The sequence below is a fragment of the Agromyces mariniharenae genome (assembly GCF_008122505.1).
Taxonomy (GTDB): domain Bacteria; phylum Actinomycetota; class Actinomycetes; order Actinomycetales; family Microbacteriaceae; genus Agromyces; species Agromyces mariniharenae.
Window position 1 is genome coordinate 1,179,765 of the sequence record NZ_VSSB01000002.1, and the last position, 21,843, is coordinate 1,201,607.

Annotated in this window: 18 protein-coding genes and 1 pseudogene; 6 read left to right on the plus strand and 13 right to left on the minus strand. The window is 60.6% G+C overall.

The features are described 5' to 3' along the window. Positions 1-1,425: 1,425 nt before the first annotated feature. The 7 genes and pseudogenes from FYC51_RS18820 to FYC51_RS18845 form a co-directional block, all read right to left on the minus strand. On the minus strand, positions 1,426-2,622 hold the full coding sequence (locus tag FYC51_RS18820) for a TIGR02391 family protein (protein ID WP_148735270.1): 1,197 nt from the start codon (positions 2,620-2,622) through the stop codon (positions 1,426-1,428). Beyond that, positions 2,619-3,788, minus strand: coding sequence for an AAA family ATPase (locus FYC51_RS18825; protein WP_148735271.1), 1,170 nt, complete (start codon positions 3,786-3,788; stop codon positions 2,619-2,621). Before FYC51_RS18825 ends, FYC51_RS18820 begins: the two co-directional genes overlap by 4 nt. Then, positions 3,778-4,548 (minus strand): DUF6414 family protein, encoded by a 771-nt coding sequence (locus FYC51_RS18830; protein WP_148735272.1) that lies wholly within the window; start codon positions 4,546-4,548, stop codon positions 3,778-3,780. Before FYC51_RS18830 ends, FYC51_RS18825 begins: the two co-directional genes overlap by 11 nt. Next, positions 4,548-7,655: a type I restriction endonuclease subunit R gene (locus FYC51_RS18835; RefSeq protein ID WP_148735274.1), complete on the minus strand. Its 3,108-nt coding sequence runs from the start codon at positions 7,653-7,655 to the stop codon at positions 4,548-4,550. Before FYC51_RS18835 ends, FYC51_RS18830 begins: the two co-directional genes overlap by 1 nt. After that, a complete protein-coding gene (locus tag FYC51_RS19855; protein WP_338014713.1) occupies positions 7,648-8,178 on the minus strand; it encodes a restriction endonuclease subunit S in 531 nt (176 codons plus the stop codon). The genes FYC51_RS18835 and FYC51_RS19855 overlap by 8 nt, the downstream gene beginning before the upstream one ends. A 24-nt stretch (positions 8,179-8,202) precedes the next feature. Then, a pseudogene (locus FYC51_RS18840) lies at positions 8,203-9,753 on the minus strand (type I restriction-modification system subunit M); the annotation flags it as partial. Between the two features lie 178 nt (positions 9,754-9,931). Next, positions 9,932-10,498, minus strand: a complete 567-nt coding sequence (locus FYC51_RS18845; RefSeq protein ID WP_148735276.1) for a DUF6998 domain-containing protein — start codon at positions 10,496-10,498, stop codon at positions 9,932-9,934. 834 nt (positions 10,499-11,332) lie between these two features. Between FYC51_RS18845 and FYC51_RS18850 the strand changes: the two genes are divergently transcribed. Further along, entirely contained in the window at positions 11,333-11,650 is a 318-nt protein-coding gene (locus FYC51_RS18850) for a histone-like nucleoid-structuring protein Lsr2 (RefSeq protein WP_148735278.1), read from the plus strand. Between the two features lie 175 nt (positions 11,651-11,825). Beyond that, the gene (locus tag FYC51_RS18855) at positions 11,826-12,587 is read left to right on the plus strand and encodes a hypothetical protein (RefSeq protein WP_148735280.1); all 762 of its coding nucleotides are present in this window, start codon (positions 11,826-11,828) and stop codon (positions 12,585-12,587) included. A gap of 509 nt (positions 12,588-13,096) precedes the next feature. Here FYC51_RS18855 and FYC51_RS18860 read toward each other — a convergent pair. From FYC51_RS18860 to FYC51_RS18875, 4 genes are all read right to left on the minus strand, one after another. After that, positions 13,097-13,621 carry a DUF3846 domain-containing protein gene (locus FYC51_RS18860; protein ID WP_148735282.1) on the minus strand — a complete coding sequence of 175 codons (525 nt, stop codon included), beginning with the start codon at positions 13,619-13,621 and terminating at the stop codon, positions 13,097-13,099. A 168-nt stretch (positions 13,622-13,789) separates the two neighbouring features. Next, complete coding sequence (locus FYC51_RS18865; protein ID WP_148735283.1) at positions 13,790-14,110, minus strand: ribbon-helix-helix domain-containing protein; 321 nt, start codon at positions 14,108-14,110, stop codon at positions 13,790-13,792. 216 nt (positions 14,111-14,326) lie between these two features. Further along, positions 14,327-15,670 (minus strand): phospholipase D-like domain-containing protein, encoded by a 1,344-nt coding sequence (locus FYC51_RS18870; protein WP_148735285.1) that lies wholly within the window; start codon positions 15,668-15,670, stop codon positions 14,327-14,329. Positions 15,671-15,938: 268 nt separating this feature from the next. Next, positions 15,939-16,577, minus strand: coding sequence for a hypothetical protein (locus FYC51_RS18875; protein ID WP_148735287.1), 639 nt, complete (start codon positions 16,575-16,577; stop codon positions 15,939-15,941). Positions 16,578-16,726: 149 nt separating this feature from the next. On the opposite strand from FYC51_RS18875, the gene FYC51_RS19695 reads away from it, so the two are divergent. Next, a complete protein-coding gene (locus tag FYC51_RS19695; RefSeq protein ID WP_238476458.1) occupies positions 16,727-16,975 on the plus strand; it encodes a hypothetical protein in 249 nt (82 codons plus the stop codon). Between the two features lie 75 nt (positions 16,976-17,050). After that, positions 17,051-17,539 (plus strand): GIY-YIG nuclease family protein, encoded by a 489-nt coding sequence (locus tag FYC51_RS19700; RefSeq protein WP_238476459.1) that lies wholly within the window; start codon positions 17,051-17,053, stop codon positions 17,537-17,539. Positions 17,540-17,593: 54 nt separating this feature from the next. On the opposite strand, the gene FYC51_RS18885 is transcribed toward FYC51_RS19700, so the two are convergent. Beyond that, a complete protein-coding gene (locus FYC51_RS18885) occupies positions 17,594-18,697 on the minus strand; it encodes a phospholipase D-like domain-containing protein (RefSeq protein WP_148735289.1) in 1,104 nt (367 codons plus the stop codon). A gap of 235 nt (positions 18,698-18,932) precedes the next feature. Between FYC51_RS18885 and FYC51_RS18890 the strand changes: the two genes are divergently transcribed. Continuing rightward, positions 18,933-20,000 carry a type IV pilin protein gene (locus FYC51_RS18890; protein ID WP_148735291.1) on the plus strand — a complete coding sequence of 356 codons (1,068 nt, stop codon included), beginning with the start codon at positions 18,933-18,935 and terminating at the stop codon, positions 19,998-20,000. Between the two features lie 367 nt (positions 20,001-20,367). Here FYC51_RS18890 and FYC51_RS19380 read toward each other — a convergent pair whose 3' ends face one another. Then, a complete protein-coding gene (locus tag FYC51_RS19380) occupies positions 20,368-20,538 on the minus strand; it encodes a hypothetical protein (protein ID WP_187432732.1) in 171 nt (56 codons plus the stop codon). Between the two features lie 83 nt (positions 20,539-20,621). On the opposite strand from FYC51_RS19380, the gene FYC51_RS18895 reads away from it, so the two are divergent. Beyond that, entirely contained in the window at positions 20,622-21,734 is a 1,113-nt protein-coding gene (locus tag FYC51_RS18895) for a hypothetical protein (RefSeq protein ID WP_148735293.1), read from the plus strand. Positions 21,735-21,843 lie beyond the last annotated feature (109 nt).

A 21,843-nucleotide genomic window follows, 5' to 3' on the forward strand; every position in this document is an offset into this window, starting at 1 on the left:
GCCGAGTGAGGCGCCCTCGACCTGGCGCCATGGCGATAACTCACGAGCAGGGTCTCTCACGCGCCGAGCCGACTTAGGGCGTTGGTGGTCCAGCGGTTGCAGGCAGCACCCCGTTTAGACGTGAGATGGAACGCCGAGCACGCGGCACAGGGATGGATGCCTATCTCGCCGCGTTCGGGATGCGCCCGTCGAAGTGCTCTAAGAACGAGCGCCGCGTCGAGTGCGGTTCGGAATGGCCGTTTGGTGCAGGCGGGCATCGCCGCCCCTTCCTGTAACTGGAAAAGGAACGACGCGCTCCGCCTAAAGTACGGCCAACGTCCGAGTTCGCCGCCTTATAGCGCGAACCCAGGGCACCTCAATGGGTTTATTGCCAAGGCAATCTTGGCGGTCTACACCTGCGGTGCGCAACCGTCTGAAATGAGATTCCGAGCTGCGCCTCAGGTGCGGACCGACGCCGACCGCCTCCTGGCTGACCGTTGTTGACGCGATCGATCTCAAGAGCGTCGCCAGTCACGGGCACACGCGGCAGATCCCAGGAGTGCAGTTCCGGCTCCGTCGGCCACCACTCCTCGGTGAAGAGAAGCGGAAACGCCATGATCGTGCTCATGGCCGGGAGCATACGCGTTCACCGGGAGCGCCCGGCGAGTTATCCACGACGGTGCCGGGTCGCCGGCGCGCGACAGGATCGGCGTCGCCGGTGGTCTCCCCCGGCGCGCGGCGTCCTTGGCGTGTCGCATCACGGCGACGTACACTTTCGAACAAACGTTCGAATAACGCGAGGGCCACAGATGCTCACAATCAACAGCACAGAACCAGTCACAGTCTGGCTAGACCCTTCCGGCCGGCCAGCACGACTCGTCTACCACGGTGCTTGCTACCGCGTAATCGACACACCGACTGCTCTGCCGCGTGAGCCTGAGTGGCCGTCCGGCATTGGTCATCCGCCAGCTGACGTCCTGCTCGCTCTCGGGTGGCGGGTGACGGGGCGAAACGAGCTCGACGACCTTCTCGTCTTCGACCTGCGTCTCGAACCCGACGGCTGGGTCGTCGAAGCCACGTACGCGTAGTGGGTACGAATCGTCGCTATCCAGATCGAGCGGACGAACGCGCAGACGAGATTCGACTCGAGCGGGCAAAGAACGGTGCTCCGGTGTCTCTCACGACGACCGAGGTTCGCGCCACCGGACCCCGCACCACGCCTAATGAGCCCGTCCCTGTGGTCGCCACGATTCGCTACCGCGTGATCTATGAGGAGCCGCGGCAGGTGAGGCGCTGGCAGTCGCATGGACGCGTGGAGCTGTCCTCGTGAAGTACGTCGACCCAACGACTCGCCAGGATCAGTTTGTCTGGCTCTATGCCAACGCGGTCAGCCGCCGCGGTTGACGTGTCGAGTCGCCTCTAATCGGCGCATGGGGATGATCTCGCCTACTCGAGCGTCTGCTCTGACATCCACCGCTCCACTTTCGGCGAGATCGTTTCCGGATACTTCTGTTGCATGAACTCAAGGAACGGCAGCATGCCAGCCGCCTGATCCCTACCGTTCGCGTCGCGCGTCGGCTGATCGAGCAACTGGTTCAAGTCGGCAGCGGCAAGTTCCTCAGCCACGAGCTCAAGTCGCATCAGCACGACGTTGCTGTAGTCGTAGCTTCGGGTGAAGTCGGCCTCGTCGAGCCATTTGTGCTTCAATATCCTGCGAACCGATGACGATTCAAGATCTTTCGGGAGGCTCATGCTGTCTAGCCACTTCCCGTTCTCGAAGGCCCGATAGAAGGCTCCCGCTGATCGGAAACTGCGTCGCTTCTCAAGGACGAGCTCTTCAATTTCCTGGATCGTCGCCTCACTCACATACCGCGTGATCAGGTCATAGGCCAGACTCGCGAGCGAGATGTAGTGAATCGCAAGATTGGGCTCGAGCGGTGTCGCCGGCGTATGAGCCTTCTCGTTCCGCAGGAATTGGATCGACATGTTGAGGTACTTCACTCCATCGAAGAAGTCCTTCTCGACGGCGGTCGAAGCTTGATGACCGAAGATATTCTCGTGATTGGAGGGAGCGAAGGCGTCCGTAGCCCTCTCGCTGCCGGTCTTCTCGCGAAGCTTCTCGCGCACGAGTTTGTAGGACTCCTCGACTGCGTGGAAGAAGTCCCCGCCAGCGAGGTACTGGGCGATGTGGCTGTAAATGTCCTCGTGAATCTCAATCTGGATCCGGTTGGCGGTGACAGACGCTTCAGTTGTGAAGGTGGGCGGGAATCCTGCCGAGGGTTCGGCCACCCCGGTTGTGCCATGCGTACCATCTAGGCCCCGCGCGATCTCACGCAGACGGGCGACTTGGTTGTCGTCGATGTCCACTCCCCACGGGCCCACCGCTGTCTTAGCTTCGACGTACTCCCCAAGGGCGACCAAGGACGATGACACCTCGGCATCGGTGCCGTTCTTCCACAACGCGCGCATTCGGTTGGCCTTGGAATCGCCGAAGCCCGGGTACTGCTCGGCGTCATAGATGTCGATGTTCAGGTCGCGGAAGAAGTTCGCGAAGGAGGCGTTGGAGAAGTCCAGCACATGGCCGTTGGACATTCCGAAGACGCCCTCGAGGTACGTTTTGCTGGCCATGGAAAGGTTGCTCACCCGGCTGTCTCCTTCGAGGTTGACTCCTGATCACGTTCCGGCTCGGATGCAAGGAGTGCGTCCACCAACAGCATCGAGATCACTTCGTTGGTTACCTTGCCGAGCCGGCGCACGTTTGCTGCCTTCCGGACTAGTGGTTCGAGACGCTCCTTGATGTCTTCTGCGTCAAGGGCCGCTTGCTCATGGCGATCAAGCTCGCTCACCCGACGATCCACCAGCTGGTGAACGACCGTCCGAACTTCGTCCACCGATAGGGGTTGGAACGGAATCAGGGCGTCGAATCTGGAGAAGAGGGCGTCCCCGAGCGCATTGCGAATCTCCTGCTCGGAGCCGTAGTTGGAGGTGCAGATGATGAGGGACCGTCCGACATCAACGCGGTAGTTCTTATCCTCGAATACACCACCATCGAAGAACTGGTAGAAGGCGCTGTGGAACACAGCTGCTGCCTTGTCGAACTCATCGATGAGGATCACGCCGGATTCTCGATCGAGGAGGTCTCGAGCGAAGGATGCCTCGGAATGTCGACCTCCAAAGAGGTAGGAGGCGAAGTTCTCACTGTGAAACATCGAGAACTGCTTGCGCATGAGGTCGCCGCCGAGCAGGCCGTTGATGAACTGCGCAGTCTCTGTCTTTCCGACACCCGACGGTCCGAAGAACATGATTACCACCGGCTTGTCACGGCTCGCTCGGGTAAGCGGGTAGAGCGCGGCGAGAAGCGTATCCCTCACGTCCTCTTGTCCCACGAGGTGCCCCGCGAATCCGTCTCGAAAGTCGACGAGTGTCTGACGTGTGGCAGTCGGGTACTTGAATCGTTTGACGGAGGTACCCGGGAAGGCTCGCTTGAGATGAGCGTGCACTTGTTCCGGGGGGTTATGAAGATGAAGTTTGGCAGGGTTTAGGGATCGGATCAGACCTGGAAAGTTCGAGATGACATGCTCGTGGAGGCTGGCGTAGTCGCCCGATTTTGCGACGAGTCGCTTGGGCCGCTCCATCGGCTCGGGCTCGGAACGCTCAGCCCCGTCCTGCACAACTCGAAGCTCACGGCGTCGCTCATCGTGCTCAAACACCGCCTCCAGGAGTCCGTCATTTTCGCTCTCTTTGACCTTCATCTCAAACCACGAGAGTGGACCGTAATAGATCGTGACCTTCGTGGTATCACGCGTCATGCTCAACCCCGGCCAAGAGAACGTCGTACACGTCGAGCTGCTCGTCTTGCACCACTGCGTCGTCGCGGCGGACGATCTGGCTCGCCGTGACCTCTGGGCCGGAGTCTGGCGACATCTCGGCCTGCATCGTCAGGCTGGATTGAGATGCTTGCCCCACTCGCACCCCGTGGAAGACAAGATCCATTCTTCCGAGATCAACAAGCCCGTAGTTGTTGCGAAAAGCTTGGATGTTGAAGCGCAGAATGCAATTGGCACCCTCGTCGTCCTCCGCGAGCAGTTCGTAGTAGCCCTTGGCCGCTTCCAGCGCCTCGTCCAACACAGCGAGGTTCACCGGTAGCTCGTCGGTCTTCATCATCGCCATGTATGGCGTGTACATCTTCATCCAAGCAGCCGAATCCCTGCGAGCACTCACGCTGAGGCCGCCCAGCCGCTTTATCCCTTTCAACTCATCGAGCTTGGCAAGGTAGTCAGTGAGGATGGTGTTCGAGAGCGTCTTGTTGAGGATGCTGCGCCCGAGTGCCGATGCGCTCGCAGCTGCCCCGGCCTCGGCGGAGCCTCCAAAGAACGGCAGCCAATTGAACTTCGCGGCCGCCTTCGCACTCGCGCTCGCTTCCACCTCGGCGGTGCGTTCCCGCGTCTGGTCTCTCGCGATGGTCTCTTTGCCACCCGCCGCGATGTCTAGCAAGTCGGATGCTGATTCTTCATCAAAGTAGACAACCTTGACGAAGGTCTTGGCCTTGTCTTTCGAGTCTGAAGCCATCAGTCCTTTTCTCCCGCACCCAACCCAAAGAACCGCTCAAAGAACGCCCCGAGCTTCTCGATCACACGCTGCTTCTTCTCGGCATGGCCCCCTCCGGCCGAGAAGCGGGACGCTGGAGGCAAAATCTTGGTGATTGCTGTTCCCGAGGTGCGAAGCTGGCCGTCGCGGAATGCGGCATCGAGGAAGGCCCGCGTCTGCTCGGGACGTAGCTGTAGATCGGCGATGATGGCCTCGAGCTCGGCCTCGCGTTTGGCGGCGACGAACGCCCGCCACTGATCGTTGACAGAGCCGTCCACCGATACCGAGTCAACGAAGCTCTCGACGAGGTCGCGCTTGCTGCGCAGCGTCGGGCTGGCGTCGACGGCTCGGCTGATCTGGGCGCGGATCTCCTTGTCGTCGCCGTCGCCGCGCTCAGTCCGGTACTGCGCAACGAGCATGAGGATGTAGTCGACGTTGATCTCGACGTGCTTGATCAGCTCGATCTCGAAGATAACGTCATCGTTGATGATTTCCTTGTCGGCGTCATGGCCTTTCCGGAATTCGGCATAAAGGTCGAGGTAGACGCTCCGGTAGTCCTGGCCCTGGCGTTCCGTGAGAAGGTCATTGCCGGCGAAGTCGTCGAACGAGGTGAGGATGTTCTGCAGGCGCAGGATGGCGCCAAATAGGTTGATGAAGTCCTTCTGAGCCGCCTCGCCGACGATCTGCTGTCCGAGCGGGAACTCACGCAGGAGCATCGCCACCTTTTCGGCGTACTCGTTGTAGTACTCGAGGTAGGGCTTGAGAAGCACAATGCCGCGGGCATCCTTGTTGCCGAACAGCTCAAGCGCGCCGTTGGTCTCTTCCTCGAGGTCGCGGAACGCCACGATGTTCCCGTACGTCTTCACCGAGTTCAGAATTCGGTTGGTTCGCGAGTACGCCTGGATCAGGCCGTGGGCGCGCAGGTTCTTGTCGACGAAAAGGGTGTTGAGAGTGGTGGCGTCGAAGCCTGTGAGGAACATGTTGACCACGATGACCAGATCTATCTCGCGGTTCTTCATTCGCTGCGACAGGTCCTTGTAGTAGTTCTGGAACTTGTCTGCGCTGGTGTCGTAGCTGGTGCCGAAATAGCCGTTGTAGTCCTGAATTGCGCCCTCGAGGAAGCTCCGGGCGTCGCCACTCAGGCCCTCGGTGTCGAACGCCTCGTCGTCGAGGATGCCGTCGTCGCTCGCATCGTTCGCGCCGTACGAGAAGATGACGCCGACCTTGAGACGGCGGTCCGAGGTCAGCTGCTCTTGCTGCGCCTTGAACTGCAGGTAGTAGCGCTGCGCGGCGTCGATCGACGCAGTGGCGAACAGGGCGTTGAAGCCTCGCACCCGCTTCTTCTCGCGGATTGCTTCCGCTTGCCTGCGTGCGCGAACTGACTCCGCCACGTTGGTCACGACCGAGTGCTCATAGCTCGAGGCCCGCTTGGTCTTCTGGTCGAAGTGCTCCAGGATGTAGCGCACGATGTCGTTGACCCGGCGGGGATCGAGCAGCGTCTTCTCGGTCTCGATCGAGGAGACCTGCTTGTCGTCCGGGCTCCCGACCCTAATGGTGTTGACGTAGTCGATACGGAACGGCAGGACGTTCTTGTCGGTTATGGCGTCGACGATTGTGTAGGTGTGCAGCTTGTCGCCGAAGGCCTGCTCGGTGGTCCTCAGCTGCGGGTTGCCACCGGTGCCCGCATTGGCCACGAAGATCGGCGTGCCCGTGAAGCCGAGCAGGTTGTACCGCTTGAACGCGCGAGTGATGTCGGTGTGCATGTCACCGAACTGCGAGCGGTGACACTCATCGAAGATGATCACGACATGGCCCGAGTAGATCTCGTGCCCCTTGTTTGCCTTGATGAACGTTGACAGCTTCTGGATCGTCGTGATGATGATCCTTGAGCTCGCATCCTCGAGCTGGCGCTTCAGGATGGCGGTGGACGTGTTCGAGTTGGCGGCGCCCTTTTCGAAGCGGTCGTACTCGCGCATCGTCTGGTAGTCGAGATCCTTGCGGTCGACGACGAACAGTACCTTGTCCACGCTCGGCAGCTTCGAGGCCAACTGAGCGGTCTTGAATGACGTAAGTGTCTTGCCGGACCCGGTCGTGTGCCAGACATACCCGCCGGCCTCGACCGTGCCAAGTTTTCGATAGTTGGTGGAGATCTCGATCTTCTGGAGAATCCGCTCGGTCGCCACGATCTGGTACGGCCGCATGACGAGCAGGTCACGGTCGGCCGTGAGAACGCAATAGCGCGTCAGGATATTCAGAATCGTGTGCTTCGCGAAGAACGTTCGCACGAACGACTTCAGGTCTTGGATCGGCTTGTTCTGAGCATCGGCCCACCATGACGTGAACTCGAAGCTGTTCGACGTCTTCTTGCCCCGCGCGGCCTTCTGCCCCTCCTTGAGGTGCCGATTGCGCGTCGTGTTCGAGTAGTACTTCGTCAGCGTGCCGTTGCTGATGACGAAGAGTTGGACGTATTCGAAGAGGCCCGAGCCGGCCCAGAAGCTGTCGCGCTGATAGCGGTTGATCTGGTTGAACGCCTCGCGGATGTCGACGCCGCGGCGCTTCAGTTCGATGTGGACCATCGGGAGGCCGTTGACGAGCACGGTGACGTCATAGCGGTTCGCGAAGTTGCCCCCACCCTCCGCCTCCCCCTGGGCGATCTCGTACTGGTTGATTACCTGGAGGCGATTGTTGTGGATGTTGGTCTTGTCCAGCAGCGTGATGTTCTTCGTTGAGCCGTCGTCGCGCTTCAGGATCTGGACATGGTCCTCCTGGATACGAACGGTCTTCTCGACGATGCCTTCGTTTTGGCCGGCGATCTTCTCGCTGAAGAAGGCCACCCATTCTTTGTCGCTGAACACGACGTCGTTGAGCGCCTCAAGCTGGCTGCGGAGGTTCGCAATCAACTGCGCCTCCGAAATGAGGGGGAGGTACTCGAAGGCCTGCGACTCGAGCAGGCGAATCATCTCGCGCTCGAGGTCGGCTTCCGATTGGTAGGCACTGGCGTGTGACGGTTCGGCGACGTACTCAGCGACGACCGTGCTCTCGGCGGATACGGCAATTGGATCATACTTGCGTAGCGGCATCTCAGTCATGGGATGCCCTATCGAACGTCAGTAGACGATCACGGAAGTAGCGGTACTGCTCGCGACGCGCCGCAAGTTCCGCTTCCAACTCGGCGTTTAGTGAAGTGAACTGGTCGAGAATTCTCACGACTTCGAGCTGGGTGTCGAGGGGCGGGATTGGGAACGGGAAGTCGGTAATCATCGGCTTGCGGATGGAGGTGACCGTCGCGCTAACAGCTTTCTGCATAATGAATTGCTTGAAATGAGCTGCGAAGTAGTAATAGGCAAACTTCGTGTCCACCCGTTCATCGGTGAAGTGAATTCGGTAGGCCCGCTGGTGCAGCGCATACTTTCCGTTTGCGTAGTGGAAGATCTCACCAATGCCACCTTCACCCGGTATGACGATGGCCTCCTCGTCAAACTCGTACGTATCTATCTGCATGACGGTCTGAGATCTGACATAGAAGGGGTAGTCGCCACCGTCAACCGCTTGGTTCCGATCGCTTCGGCCAGTACCAACTTGCGCGATGTCACCGATGCGCGCAAATGTCACACCTTCAGACTGTGACTCCCGGATCAGTTTCGCTACAGCAGCGTCGACACGAGTTCGGTGAGCGGTCTGACGCTGAAGAGTCTCCTCGATCTCAGCGTTCAGGCCGGCGATGTCAAGCGCCGTTCGACGGTCCTCCGTCGCGACGTAAGCGGATACTCCCAAGCCGTATCCGTTGTCGCGGATGGCTTCGTTTGACACGAGCCGAGCGAAATGCTCGACGTCCACACGGTCTTCCAGGGCGCCGAGAATGTGCTGCTGATTGTCGAGGGTGAGCTTGTTCTTGTTGGCCACACGTTTGAATTCGTTCGACGCATTCACGAAAAGCACCGCGTTATCCGTCTTCGATTTCTTGAGCACGATGATGCAGGTCGCGATGCTGGTGCCGAAGAAGAGGTCTGGCGGAAGCTGGATGACGGCGTCGACGTAGTTGTTGTCGATGAGGTATTTGCGGATCTTCTGCTCCGCTCCCCCGCGGTACAACACACCTGGGAACTCGACGATGGCGGCGGTGCCGTTGACGGCCAGCCAGCTGAGAATGTGCAGCGTGAAGGCGAGGTCTGCCTTCGACTTGGGCGCGAGTACACCTGCCGGCGCGAAGCGCGGGTCGTTGATCAGCAGCGGGTTGGCGTCGCCGTCCCACTTGATCGAGTACGGCGGATTGGAGACGATCGCCTCGAACGGCTCGTCGTCCCAATGCGCAGGGTCGAGCAGGGTGTCACCGTGCGCCAGGTCGAACTTCTCGTAGTTGACGTCGTGCAGGAACATGTTGATCCGAGCGAGGTTGTAGGTGGTCAGGTTGATCTCCTGACCGAAGAACCCGCCGACGTTCTCTTTGCCGAGGACCTTTGCGAACTTGAGCAGGAGAGACCCGGATCCCGCCGCGGGGTCATAGACCTTGTTAACGCGCGTCTTTCCGACGACTGCAATCTTCGCGAGCACTTCGGAGACTTCCTGCGGAGTGAAGAACTCGCCACCAGACTTGCCGGCTTGCGAGGCGTACATGGTCATCAGGAACTCGTAGGCGTCACCGAACAGATCGATCGCGTTGTCGCCGAAGTCACCGAGCGGGAGGTCGCCGATCGCATCAAGCAGTTTCACGAGCTTTTCGTTGCGCTTGGCGACCGTGTTGCCGAGCTTGGAGCTGTTGACGTCCAGGTCGTCGAAGAGGCCTTTAAGGTCGTCTTCACTGTCCGTCCCTACTGCGGAGCCCTCGATGTGCTTGAAGACCTTCTCCAGCGTCTCGTTCAGGTTGGCATCGTTCTTAGCCCGTGCCCGCACATTGCGAAAGAGCTCCGACGGGAGGACGTAGAAGCCCTTCTCGGCCACCGTTTCCTTGCGTCCGAACTCGGCCGCTGGGTCATCGAGCTTGGCGTAGTCGAAGTCCGATTCGCCCGCCTCACGTTCTTGCTCGTTGAGGTAGGCGGTCAGGTTCTCGGAGATGAACCGGTAGAACAGCATGCCGAGCACGTAGCTCTTGAAGTCCCAGCCGTCCACGGACCCTCGCAGATCGTTCGCGATCCGCCAGATCGTCTTGTGCAGCTCGGCTCGTTGTCCTTCTTTGGTGGTCGGGGGCATCGTTCGTGGGTCTCCTACGCATTCGCGTGGTCAATAGTTGTGTGGTTCCGCATCAAACCGTAGCGGCGACAGGGGACAGCCCAAGGGTGCCGCGCGCGGCGGTGATGTCGATTCGCGATACAGGCGGGAGACTCAAGTTCTCGACCGAACGCTGCAAGCTGCCGCAATTATCGCATGATCAGGAATTCCTGTGAAGTACTTGCGACTCAGGCGGCGGCTCATCCTGTCCGGAGTTAGCAGCAATCGTTGGCAATCCGCGCCAATCCTCGAGGCCCTTAAGCGTCTCCCAGGCTTGGCGGAACGCGGTTGTCACGTCCTGACCGTTCACTCTTGCCCTGGCCATTGAAAGCCGTGGGCCGGCGGCGTGGGGACTCACCAGCTCGCGCAGCTCGGCGATCGAGAACTCACGTGCCCAGTCGAGCTTCCCGGTGTCACGCTCAAACCGGATGCAGATGGCAACGACGATGTCCAGGCTGTGGAACTGAAACATCCGGTCATCGTCCCGCGGCAGGGTCCGGGTCTTCACTTGGATCCTTCGGCCGGCGGCATCGATCAGGTCATAAGCCTTCGTTCCAGGCGGGGGCAGCGTGCCGCCGTAGACCATAAGCGCCAACCGCTCCCCGATCTCGCCCTCGATGCTGCCTGCGGTGCGCGAGACGCCGCGGCGTTGAAACTCCCTCTGAATGGCGCCATAAAGCGAGAGCAGGTCGGGAAGCGTCATTGCCTCGAGCTCATGATCGGCCATGAGGTACAAGGTAGTGCGACCGCCGACCTCCCAGTTCATCGGGACGCCGGGAAAGTAGGTGACGTCACGAGGCTCCCCCGACTCGCGTCGGCACCGTGTCCTCGAGGAGATCCCACGCCAGGTCTTCGGGAAGGTATTCCTCTATGAGCGCCCGAATCTCCCATCTCGGGTACCGAGTCGGATCGCTCTCAAGCTCACGAATTAGAGACTCGAGACGTCGCTCAAAATCTTGATAGGCCGGGCCCATCGCCTGTTCAAACGCGGGCTGGAGCCCTGCGAGATCTCGAAGAATTCTTGCTATCTCCGCCACGATGGCTCCCACTTGCGTCGATATGCGCACAGGCTACGCCTCGGCGGGCTGCTGCGTCTCAGGGCGGGCCCCGATTGGGCTCGCGGTCGCGCCCTCGTGCTGTGGCGTCTGGAAGGGCGGGGTGTCGAAGCGCCGAGCCGTCCTCGGGGTGACGCCAAGCATGAGGCCGTTGCTCCGTCGTTGGCAGGGCAGCTGGTCTTCGGCGCGCGGCGGACTTAGGTTTCCCCAACCTGCCTGACCTCGACCAACCCCGCGCTGTAGACACCCTCCTGCGAGTATTGGTCCGCATCGCCCACCCACGATCACTAGTTATGTCTGCAGCCCCCTAATCCACCTCTCGTCGCTTGATTCGCTTCAGCTACATGTGTCGCGTCGCGCCCCCCAACGGAAGTCCAGCGCCTATCGGCTGTTCCCGCCTGATACGGCACCGCGCAATTCTTCGCGGTTGGGACTATCGTGAAAGGTAACCCCTTGCGAGATGCCCATTCACCTGCGGTGTCTGGGCGTCAGAAAGTTGAATAATCATGGCAAAGAAGACCGTCGTCACGCTTGTTGACGACATCGACGGCAGCGAAGCCATCGAGACTCTCGCGTTCTCATTTGACGGGACGAGTTACGAGATCGACCTCTCAAAGAGCAATGCGAAGGCGTTCCGGAAGGCGATGCAGTCGTACGTCGATGCTGGCCGCAAGACCAGCGTACGTACCGGGCGGCGCCCCGCATCCCGGACGAGTGATGCGCGCGACATCCGAGCATGGGCTGCCGCGAACGGAGTAGACGTGCCCGCCCGCGGTCGCATCCCTGCCAGCGTGCAGGAGCAATATCGCGCGGCGGCCTCGTAAGCGAGCGTTTGCTCCTGGAGTCTTGCTGCTGAACGAACGCTCGCCGCAGGCTCCAGCCGAAGCGATGAGGAGAGACGCCTGTCCGGAGCCACAAGTACACTGCGGTCATGGCTACTGATGAATTGTCCACGCCCGTAAGTGGGCAGTTCGGTCGCGCTCAAGTCGCGGGGTGCTCATGAGCGACCAAGAGTACGTCGAAGAGATTCGTCTCGTCCGGCGGAAGAAGGACACATATCGCTCCAACTCCTCGAAGTCTGATGCATTCGAGAGCGACCTCCTCCGCAACAAAGGCACCAGGAACGTCGCAGGCCCGACAGAATCTCGACCAATCGACGAAGCGGAACTTCGCCGGAGGTACCAAGGCGATCCCGCGTACGGTCCTCAGCGAGAGCCCTCACCCGCCCAGCAAGCACTTGCCGACGCAATTATCGAGCTAAGCACCGTGCTCATACGGGAGTTCGTGGTCCCCGTGGTCAGGGAGGTTGCCCTCCCGGCCGCCAAGGCGAAGCTGAGCGAATTCGCCGAACGACGGCGCTTCAATGCACTCGTACGTGCTGAGATCAGAGCAAGGGCGCTCGCGGCGAACGTCGTCGAGGTCGAGGTAGTCGAGGAGACAGAGCCGGGGTCGACGGCCGCCGATGTTGAGGTTGCGGCACCAGGTATTGCCGTGACGAGAAGCGACCTCCTCCTTGCCCAGCTCCAACTCAAACTTGCAGAGGACTTCGTAGCGCAGCAGAGATGGCTCCTTGCGCACGCCGAAGTCACCGACGAGGATCTCTCGCCGGAGCTGAAGCAGTCGGTCTCGCTGATGCTCGAGGGCAGAGCCGACCAGCTTGATGACGGCCAGCGAGAAGCCGTCGCCGTCTTTCTACAGGAAGCACGCGAAGCCGCAGCCGCTAAGCGCACGCTCCCTCCTCAACCACAGATCATCGAGTAGCCTCGCGCACGCCGCCCCGGCTCGTTGTACGTGCATAGTTGCTGTTGTTCGGTAAGCGAACTCCCTTGCGGGTTGCGAAAACCACAACAGAACGGTATTTACTGCATCGCGCCCGTGATTCATAGTCAGGGGCAGCTATGTACAGGAAACTGCTAAGCATCGCGATCTTCATAGTCGGCGTCGTTGGGGTGCTCTTTTCGAGTCTCCTTATCTATCAAGGAACACATTCCCAGGACGTTAGCGTCTTGGCGCGGTCATCGGCTGGACTCAGGGGACGCTTCTCCTAGTCCCGTCGGCGCTTGTGCTCCTGGTTGGAGTCGTCCTCCTGTTCCGTCGTCACAAGGTGAAGTAGCAGCCATTCCTCCCCAGACCAGGAGCCTCACGTTGAAGCGCCAGCAGGCGCCCCAAGGACCGTCGGATGTAAAAATGAAGAGGGCGGCGACCACGCCGGACGAGGACTCTGAGGTTCTCTAGTCCGGGCGGTCGCCGCCTTGGTACCTGAGGTCAGCTCAGGCAGCGGGTGGTTCCGCTTCCATAGTCACTTCGTCGGCGGACACAGGGACGATACGAACGTCCTCTGCGGCGCTCCAGCGTTCCAAGGTGACCATGGCCCACACGAGCGCTTCGAAGTAGTCGTCGTAGGTGACCTGATTGCTGTACCACTTCGGGTCGCCGACCGTGAGCACCTCGACCCTCCAGACACCGGAACGCGTCAGAAGCTCGACGACCCAACCTGGAACGTTGGTGCTTTCACCACTGCGATTCGGCAACCCCACCAAGAGCGCCGGCCCAACCAGCATTGCCCGCTGGCGAGCTTCGGGAACGAAGTACCACCAGAGGAACGAGGCGCGTGAGTTGAAGGGCAGGTTCAGTAGGCGGCCCTCCTCGTGCACGTAGATGGTCACGCCGAGCGCGGGGATGTCGACTGGTTCGATCCAGCCACCCACCACGGCCTGATAATCCTCGAGCTTTTCAACTTGGAGCTCCGTGATCGGTTCGTTGTCGTATATCGGGATGACGATGCCGTTGACCATCCGTCCCACCTCCTAACTGTTGTCGCGGCCGAGAACCCGGCTGGGTTCTCTCAGGAAGCCGCGTGGCAGCCACGAGGTGGCATCGGTGATTTGGCGGCCGCCCGGGGACGGTGCATGGAGCACTCGAATCCCCGGGTGGCCGCACACTCCCGCTGGGAGCGTTGCCGGTTAGGCGGCGCTCGAGGGCTTACGTGGTGCCTTCGTGCCGCTGGTGCCGCCGAAGATGGCCTCGATCGCGCTCTGCTTGGTCTTCGCTTCGCGTTCGATCTCGGCTCGAACCGTCTCAGCCCGCTCGAGGACCTTGGGGTCGGACTTGCTGGTCTCGACCCAGGCCTCGAGGGCGATGCGGATCTCTTCGGTGACGCTGCGGTCATTCAGTTGGGCGATAACGTCCAGCTGGGCCCGCAGGTCGTCGGCGATACGCACCGCGAGGGTGCGGATCTGACTCGGTGCCGTCGTTGAGCCGGCGGCGGGACTGTTCTCACTCATGTGAGCCTCCTCATCGGAAGCGGTGGATGAGCCCGGGATGGGATCCTCTACACCGCAGCCCGATGAGGAGTGGATGACTGAGTATGAGCAATTGGTCTGAAATGTCAATTCGCGTTGTATATTCCACAACAGTCGACCTCTTTGTGAAACTCGCGGCATTAGACAGCGTCGCGGCGACCGACGGCATTCCACTGATTCGTTTTGCGTTTTTCGAGCTCAGCCTTTATTCGCAGTCACGACGAGCACTGGTCGTTCGCCATAATCGATCCTCGTGATACGCACCCACCCACGCGGGAAGAAATCATCGGCATTTCGGTTGCCAAGACCGAGCTCCTTGAATGTAAACGCGGCGAAGGAGCTTCGCACCAGCGCCGCCAGGCTCGTCGGCCCATGCAACTGATCGACAAGCGCCTTGAGGCGGTTGGCCTGAGCGTCGACCTCATCTTCCGCATAGGCCCGGGCGCGTGGGTCGGTGGTGATGTCCCAGTCGTTGAGCGTCGCCTCCAACCCGTCGAATCGCAACCGAAGCTCGAGCGATGCATACGCAGGTTCGCCGGCCATACCGAGTGTCATGGAGACGTTCGCGGACTCAAGATCGTCGCTAGGGAAACGAACCGTCACGTTGTAGCTTCGGCCGAAAAGCACACGTGGCTGCGACCATTTGACCGAGCTCCGGACGTACGTGATCCGGGTCTGGGCTACACGACCGAAGCCCATCCTCCCTGACGGGTTCAGGATGATGGGGTAGAAGTTGAGCCGCTTGAGTCCGGCATACGACACGCCGCCGTTGCCATCACGCGTCAACCAAGTCGTGAGCGTGGCGTCATTGTCAGCGAGCAGCGTCTCGTATTCGTCCCACGCGCCAGCCCGTCGAAGCCTGGCCCAAACGAACGGGCGCGCTTGCCGGTCCGTACTCCTCCGAATGGCACGCGCTAATTGCAAGGCGAGTGGCTTTTGCCGATTGGCCGCCTCCCGCTTCGTCCGCTCGGCTTCAAGCGTCTGGAGATAGGAGCTCCAGTGCTCGTCAAAGCCCTCGGTCAGTCGCTCACGAGCCTCGCGAGCGACCCTTGTCGCCTCGTCAAGCTCAACGAGGAGACTCTCCACGAACTCGAGGCTGACGGGAGTGGCCGCCTGATACCAGTCCTCGAGTGTGGCTGCGAAGGCTGTGTCCGAGACGTCGTCCGGGACGACGATCGTCGTCTCCTTGCTTCGACGGGCATAGCTGGTGAAGTTCTGCGACCCGACGGTCGCGAGCTTGCCGTCGCAGACAAGAATCTTTGCATGGAGACGCGGGATCGACCGGACCTCAATGCCGCGCCGGAGAAGCGATCGAACGCCGATGAGCTGACCGCGATAGTCAAGGGCGCCGCTTGCTGGTGATAGGTCTGTTACGACGGAGAGCGCATTGGTACCGAGCGTCGCATTCTCGAGCAGTCGGTCGAGCAGGCGATCGAGGTACGGCGTGAACACCCGCACCGACTCCGTCGCTGCCTGAACGCGCGCCCTCCACGAACGGTAGACGTCCCGAGCCAGGATGGTTCGATCGAGCTCTGACACCATGGCATAAAAGTAGCGGTGGCGTCATCAAGTTTGTGGGATGCACCTGCGGTCGACAATTAGCGTCCGTCAACTGTGCCGTCTTGGTCGAGCCCCATATGCACGTGTTGTTCGTGACGAACACAGCGAACACTGCCTGCGTCACAGCTGCGGGTGGTCGAAGAGATACACCGGAATCTCGTGGCTCCCGTCGCGTATCTGGATCCCACTCCGAGATGAGCCGGGGCACGAGTTGTGGCGATGCCGAAAGGCGAGCGACGATAGTCCCGCGTTAGACGTTTCCGAACCGGCTGGATACTCCCACGAGCACAACGACGAGGGCGACGATTAGGTACAGCCACCATTGTGGTTGGCGCAAGAAGTTGAGCCGAGTCGGGGTAATCCCGAAGTGATCAAGAATGTCCATCAGGAGCGGCCCACCGAGGCCGAGCACGATCAGGTAGTAGCCCACGGAAGGGAGCTGCTGCAGAGCGATGAAGACGAGGTAGAGGGCCAAGCTCTCGCCGGCGCCCCCAGCGATGAGCGCGAATCCGCTCGAAAGGACGTCAAGAAGCCTCTCAGCGAAGTTCCACGCCTGCAACGCCAGGAAAAGGATGATGAATCGTAGAATAATCTCCTGTACGCGCCTGCTTTCGAAAAGCGGTGTCGCAACCAGGTCCACAAGCTGCTGTTGCTGAGGATTAGCTGCTCGATCCGCTTCGGCTTGCGATGCCGCCGTGGATAGCGCCAACTCCTTCTCCTGGATCTCGAGCTTGGTCTTTCGTGCTTCGAGATTGGCCTTCCGAATGAGGATTGGAGCACCGACGAGAGTCAGGATTGCAGTGGGGATGGCCAGAATCCCTGCCCACGTCTCGTACCACTCAGGAGAATCCTCTGCGTTCGCCATAACCACAAGAATCTCCGTCAACATGCGCACAAGATAGCAGCCAGCGGCGAGGCAGCCAGGCTTTGAGGTCGAGGAATGCGAACGCGCCCGGCCCGCGGGAGGCGCATGTCAATCGCCTGCCACCAGTAGCGTGAGAGGCAGCTAACTGGCGCACAGGAAGAACTGATGCACGCATGCCTTTGACCCTCGGACCGCTCCTGATCGACGCGGGCATCGATCCCTCCCAAGCGCTCGTGATCCGCCACGCCTACGTCCGCGAGCACGAGGACAGTGGCTTGCCGGGGATCCACGCAGACTCCACCGACGCGGAGATCCTTGAGTACACGCGCACTCAGTCCGCGAATACCATGCGCTTCCCAGCACACCCACCGCGCCTCTGGGTCGTCTTCATCCGTGAAGGTGGCGACCAAGCCAGGCTCTAGTGGGTCGTGGAGAACCGGGGCGAGATCTCTAGCAACGGAATGCTGCGGACCTTCGACCTGGTCGAATCGGAGCACATGGCAGACCTTCGCAACCGCCTCGTGATCGAGTGGCGGTCGCCGCGCACGTGGCGGATGAACGCCACCACTGCTGCGAGGTATCCGGTCGTCGGAATCGCGGACGCGGAGCCGATCCCGTTCCCAGGCTTCGACCGCCTCGTCCTGGGCCACGCGCAGCTGCAGGCGGTGATGCGCGAGCATCGATACGCATCGTGGCGCACGGCGCTCTCCTCGGTCATCGGGATCTACCTCATCACGGACACCAGCGACGGACGGCACTACGTCGGCAAGGCGGACGGTGAGGAGAGCATCCGGCAGCGCTGGAACGCCTACGCGACAAATGGGCACGGCGGAAACGTGGAGCTGCGTGGACTCGACCCATCGAGCTTCCGCTTCTCGCTGCTTCGCGTCTTCGATCCCGCCACACCGACCCGAGACATCGACGCGGCCGAGAGCCACTTCAAGGACGCGCTCGACTCACGCCGCCACGGGCTCAACCGCAACTAGCGTGGTGACGATCACGAGCGGCCCATAACCCGTGACGAAATGTCAGGAGCTGTCCTAGACCGGCTCGGAGTGCTGCGCGATGATCCGGTCGATCTCCTGAAGGGCATAGCCGGCGAGGGTCTGCTGCACATTCAGGACACCGGGCTTCATGGCCTCGGCATCGCCCATCACCACGATGTTCTCGTCGTTGAATACCGTCGCGGGTTCGGTGTAGTTGAAGCTGCCGGCGATCACCAGCTCCTCATCGATCACCATCAGCTTGTGATGAATCTTCCGAACCCCGATGCCTGACTTGTTCATGTAAAGGTCGACACCGGCAGCTTTGAGCTCTTTGGTCGGAGCCCAATCCTGTGCTCCTTGGCCTCGATCCAGGACACCACGGATGCGAAGCTTCGCGGTGGACTTCGCCAAGCGCAGCATCGTGTCGTCGATGCCCGAGGTGTTGGAGAACGTGAACATCGCGAAGTCGATGCTCTTCTTGGCCTTTAGCATCTGCTTCATCACTTCCATCTCCGGCCCGTGGCGGGGGGCGAAGAGTGGCTTGACTCGCATGTTGCCAAGTGAGAACTCCGTCGGGCGAGGTTCAACGCGTTCGTGCTTATCGCCGAACGTGCCCTCGCGCAGCCGGCGAAACTCCGCCTCGAACAGCTCGGTGGCCGTCTTCCCGTGAAGCACGACGATGTGGTTGAGGTTGTTGCCGCGCCCGTCGTTGTTCTTACCCGTGTCCGTCAGGGTGAAGTTGGTCGACCCAGTCAGAACGGCAGCGTTCGATGAACCGGGATCACGCACCATGAACTTCTGGTGGAAGATCGCCTCGTTGAGATCGATGATGGTCGGGATCTTGGCCCGAAGGAAGGCGTTGAAGATACGACGATTGCCTTCGTTGTTCTCGCGTGGTCCCCCGAGTATGTCCCAAGGGTTCTTCGCTGCATTCTTCTCGGTCAGGTAGTCACCCTCGAGGATGACGCTCACGATGACACCGCGCTGCTTCGCTTCGATAATCTTGCGCGCGATTGGCTCCGAGTCGATCTCTTGTACGGCCACGTACAGCCTGGTCTTCGCATCGTCAATGAACTTCTGAATCACCGCGTCGAGATCATCCGGGGCGCCGAGCGCGGTCGGCCCCATGTACATCTCGATGCCACCAATCTTGATCATCGCCTCGCCCCCGAAACTTCGGTCACTATCTCGAATTCTCCGACTTCGTGGTGACGCATTCACAACAGCATCCCTGGCCGAATCCTCCCTCCACAGACTCCCGATCACTATCACTCATTCGGGTGACAACCGCGGCAGAGCAAACGCGAAACTCACTAGGCACAGACCGTTGTGATTTCTACACCGGCGACGACCTTGCCTTGATTGCGCTCATGGTTCATAGTTATCGGCAGTTATGGCACGCAGGGCATCACGCACGAACCATTCGAAACTCCAATACCAGCCACTTCGCGGCGCGGATTTCGAGCGTCATCGCTCCACAGTTTCTCTGGGCGACGACGTTCGAAGTCTGGGCCGAGGTTTTACTATCGTCGAGCTGCTCATCGTGATCGTGGTGATCGCGATCCTCGCCACGATCACCGTCGTCGCCTACAACGGCATCAAGGACCGCGCCGCGGCGTCAGCAGCTTCATCTGCAGCGCAGCAAGTCGCCAAGAAGGTGATGGCTTACGCCATCACCAACGCCGACTCGTACCCAGCGACGCTCTCCGACGCTGGCGTGACGGATTCCGGCTCGACGAGTTATCAGTACCGCGTCGACAACAGCACCAATCCGAAGACGTTCTGCCTGACTGCCACGAGCAGCAACGAGAGCTACTTCGCGTCGAACTCGATGACGACACCGGTGGCTGGTGGATGCGCCGGACACGCAGTGAATGGTGTGATCCCTACGATCACAAATCTCGCGATGTCTCCGAAGGGATCCGTATCGCTCGCAGGCTGGGCAACATCCACACTCGCAACGATGAGCTTCAACGCTTCGGGCGGCCCCACGGGAGGGGCGTTCGTACAGAGCTCAAAGAGCGGAACTTCAAGCCCGTTCGTCCTCGAGTACGGCCTGGTAGGTAGCCCAGTCCACGTTCCGGTAACCGCAGGAACGACATACACATCGTCGTTCTACGGGTCGGTCACGATGGCGACCCCACAGCCGTTTGGCATCATCACTCGCTTCTACGACGCCGCTGGCGTTCAGACGGACAGCAATACAGTGAGTGGCTACGTCACCCCGACGAACGGAAACTGGGCCCGGTGGAGCCGAACGGATGTTGCCCCAACTGGCTCCACTAAGGCGCGAGTTGTCTTCTACGGTCCCAATGGCGCGGTGGCTGGTGACGTCATTCGTATGAGCAACGTAATGGTGACAGCAGGATCTCTACTCGAGAATTACGCGGACGGCAGTTCATCCGGCTGGACTTGGAACGGTACCGCCAACAATTCCACGTCGACGGGGCCGCCACTCTAGCTATGCAGCGAACCAAGGCGTCCGCTGCGACACTCTAACAACTACGCGAAGCACAACGGCAGTGGGCGGATTTTGAACGAAAGATCCTCGCCGCCGCAGGGGAAGATCCCGCAAGCGGTTGGGAGCTCTTTGAACGCATCAAGAGCACTCATGACGGGCCTATCCAGGGATTTAGCCAGCGTCTACGGGCGGTACTGCCGATGGCTCCTTCAGACGTTGGGGCAGGAATGCACGGGCGTCATTATTGATGCGTTGGAGGCTCAGTCTGAGCAGACAGGCGCAGGGAAGGTAGAGGCACGAGGCATCCCCTGGCTCTTGCAAGTTCCGGTATCGGGCGCGCTAACCGATCCGCGGGACGTCGACCGCTTCAGTCGAGGTCGTCGATGAGCGCTTTCAGCGCCGCGCGGACTTCCGCGTCTGCTTCGCCGAGGTCCCGTGGGTCGCGAGTGGCGAACATTTTGCCTTGTTCGTCGAGCACGGCCTGGTAGTTCGTAAGCGCCTTCGCGAACCGCTTGGTGATCTCGAGGTCTTGTGTCATGTTGGCACAATACTTCGACGGCGGATGCGACGACACGTTCAGTCACGCGGGTGCGGCGCCTCGTGTCCACTATCTTCAACCCTGTGCCCACGCGAATCTCCCGGCTCCTGCGCGGGCTGTTGCTGTTATCGATCGCGCGGCTGCTTCTGCCAGGGACGTCTTCAGCGGCGCCTACCGAGGTAGCGGAGCCAACAGTGGTGCCACGATTCCCGATCTTGCGACTGGGCATTGCGATCTGCGGTCTGATCGCGCTCCTTCTTTCCGGTACCTGGCTCTTTGCGAGATACGACGAGACTTTGCCAACGATTGGAGATCCACCACCCACCGGTTCGATCTACCTGTACTTCGACAGGCCTGATGTAACGGCGAGCCTCCACGTGGAGGTGACTTCCGAGCCAGAGAGCCATGAGGAGGGGGACTACGCATCCGATTCGTATGTCATCAACGTCACTGCGGAGAACTTCGACCCGAACGATCCGCCCCGCTTCTACGTCGCACTCGGCGGATCCGCACTCCCCCAGGATGTCTTTCCGGACGCAAGCGATCGCGAATCGTCAGCAAACGACTGCCTGACGATCGTCGTGAGCCTCGCTCCGGAGTTCGACTGCGTGCTGACACGAGGATCACCTGAGTCTGCCTACGCTTCGGATGAGTTGAAGGAAGACCTCATTGTCGTCTCTGGCCTCTTGCAGCCGATCGGGGTGAACGAGGGACTGGCGTGGATTGATCTGACCGCGAATGCGGACACGCTCGTCGGCGCAGGTGACACCGAGGTATTCCAGCTTCCGACCGTCGGGACGACCTACATTCCCGAGACGGTAGGCGATGAGATGAACATCATCATCGACGACGTCGGTCCGCTCTATGTGCCGGATCCGATCACGCCTGTCGTCGAGTACCAGTGGCTCTCCCCCACGGACCAGCTCGAGTCTCTGTCCGTTGAACCGGTTGCGCGTCAACCGTTGACCTGGGTCGAGAATTACCGCACAATGCTGACTGCCTCCGGCATGATCACGGACACTCGGGACCAGCGAGATGCCGACCGAAGTGGCTTCTTCTGGGGTGTGCTCGCGGGAATCTTGGGCGGCTTCGTCGTCCCGGTGATCGGGCTGTGGAGGGAGACGATTGCCGCGTTCTGGCGCTGGCAAACGTCCCGCAGGACAGCCCTGCGCACCAGTCAGGAAGGCAGTGCCTAGCTAACGAGGCAACGCCTCGGATCGGAGGCCGATCTCCACTCGGGTGTTGGGCGTGAAGTTGTGCCCGGCGAGCCGGACATGATGATCGGCGATAGAGGGCCGATTCAGA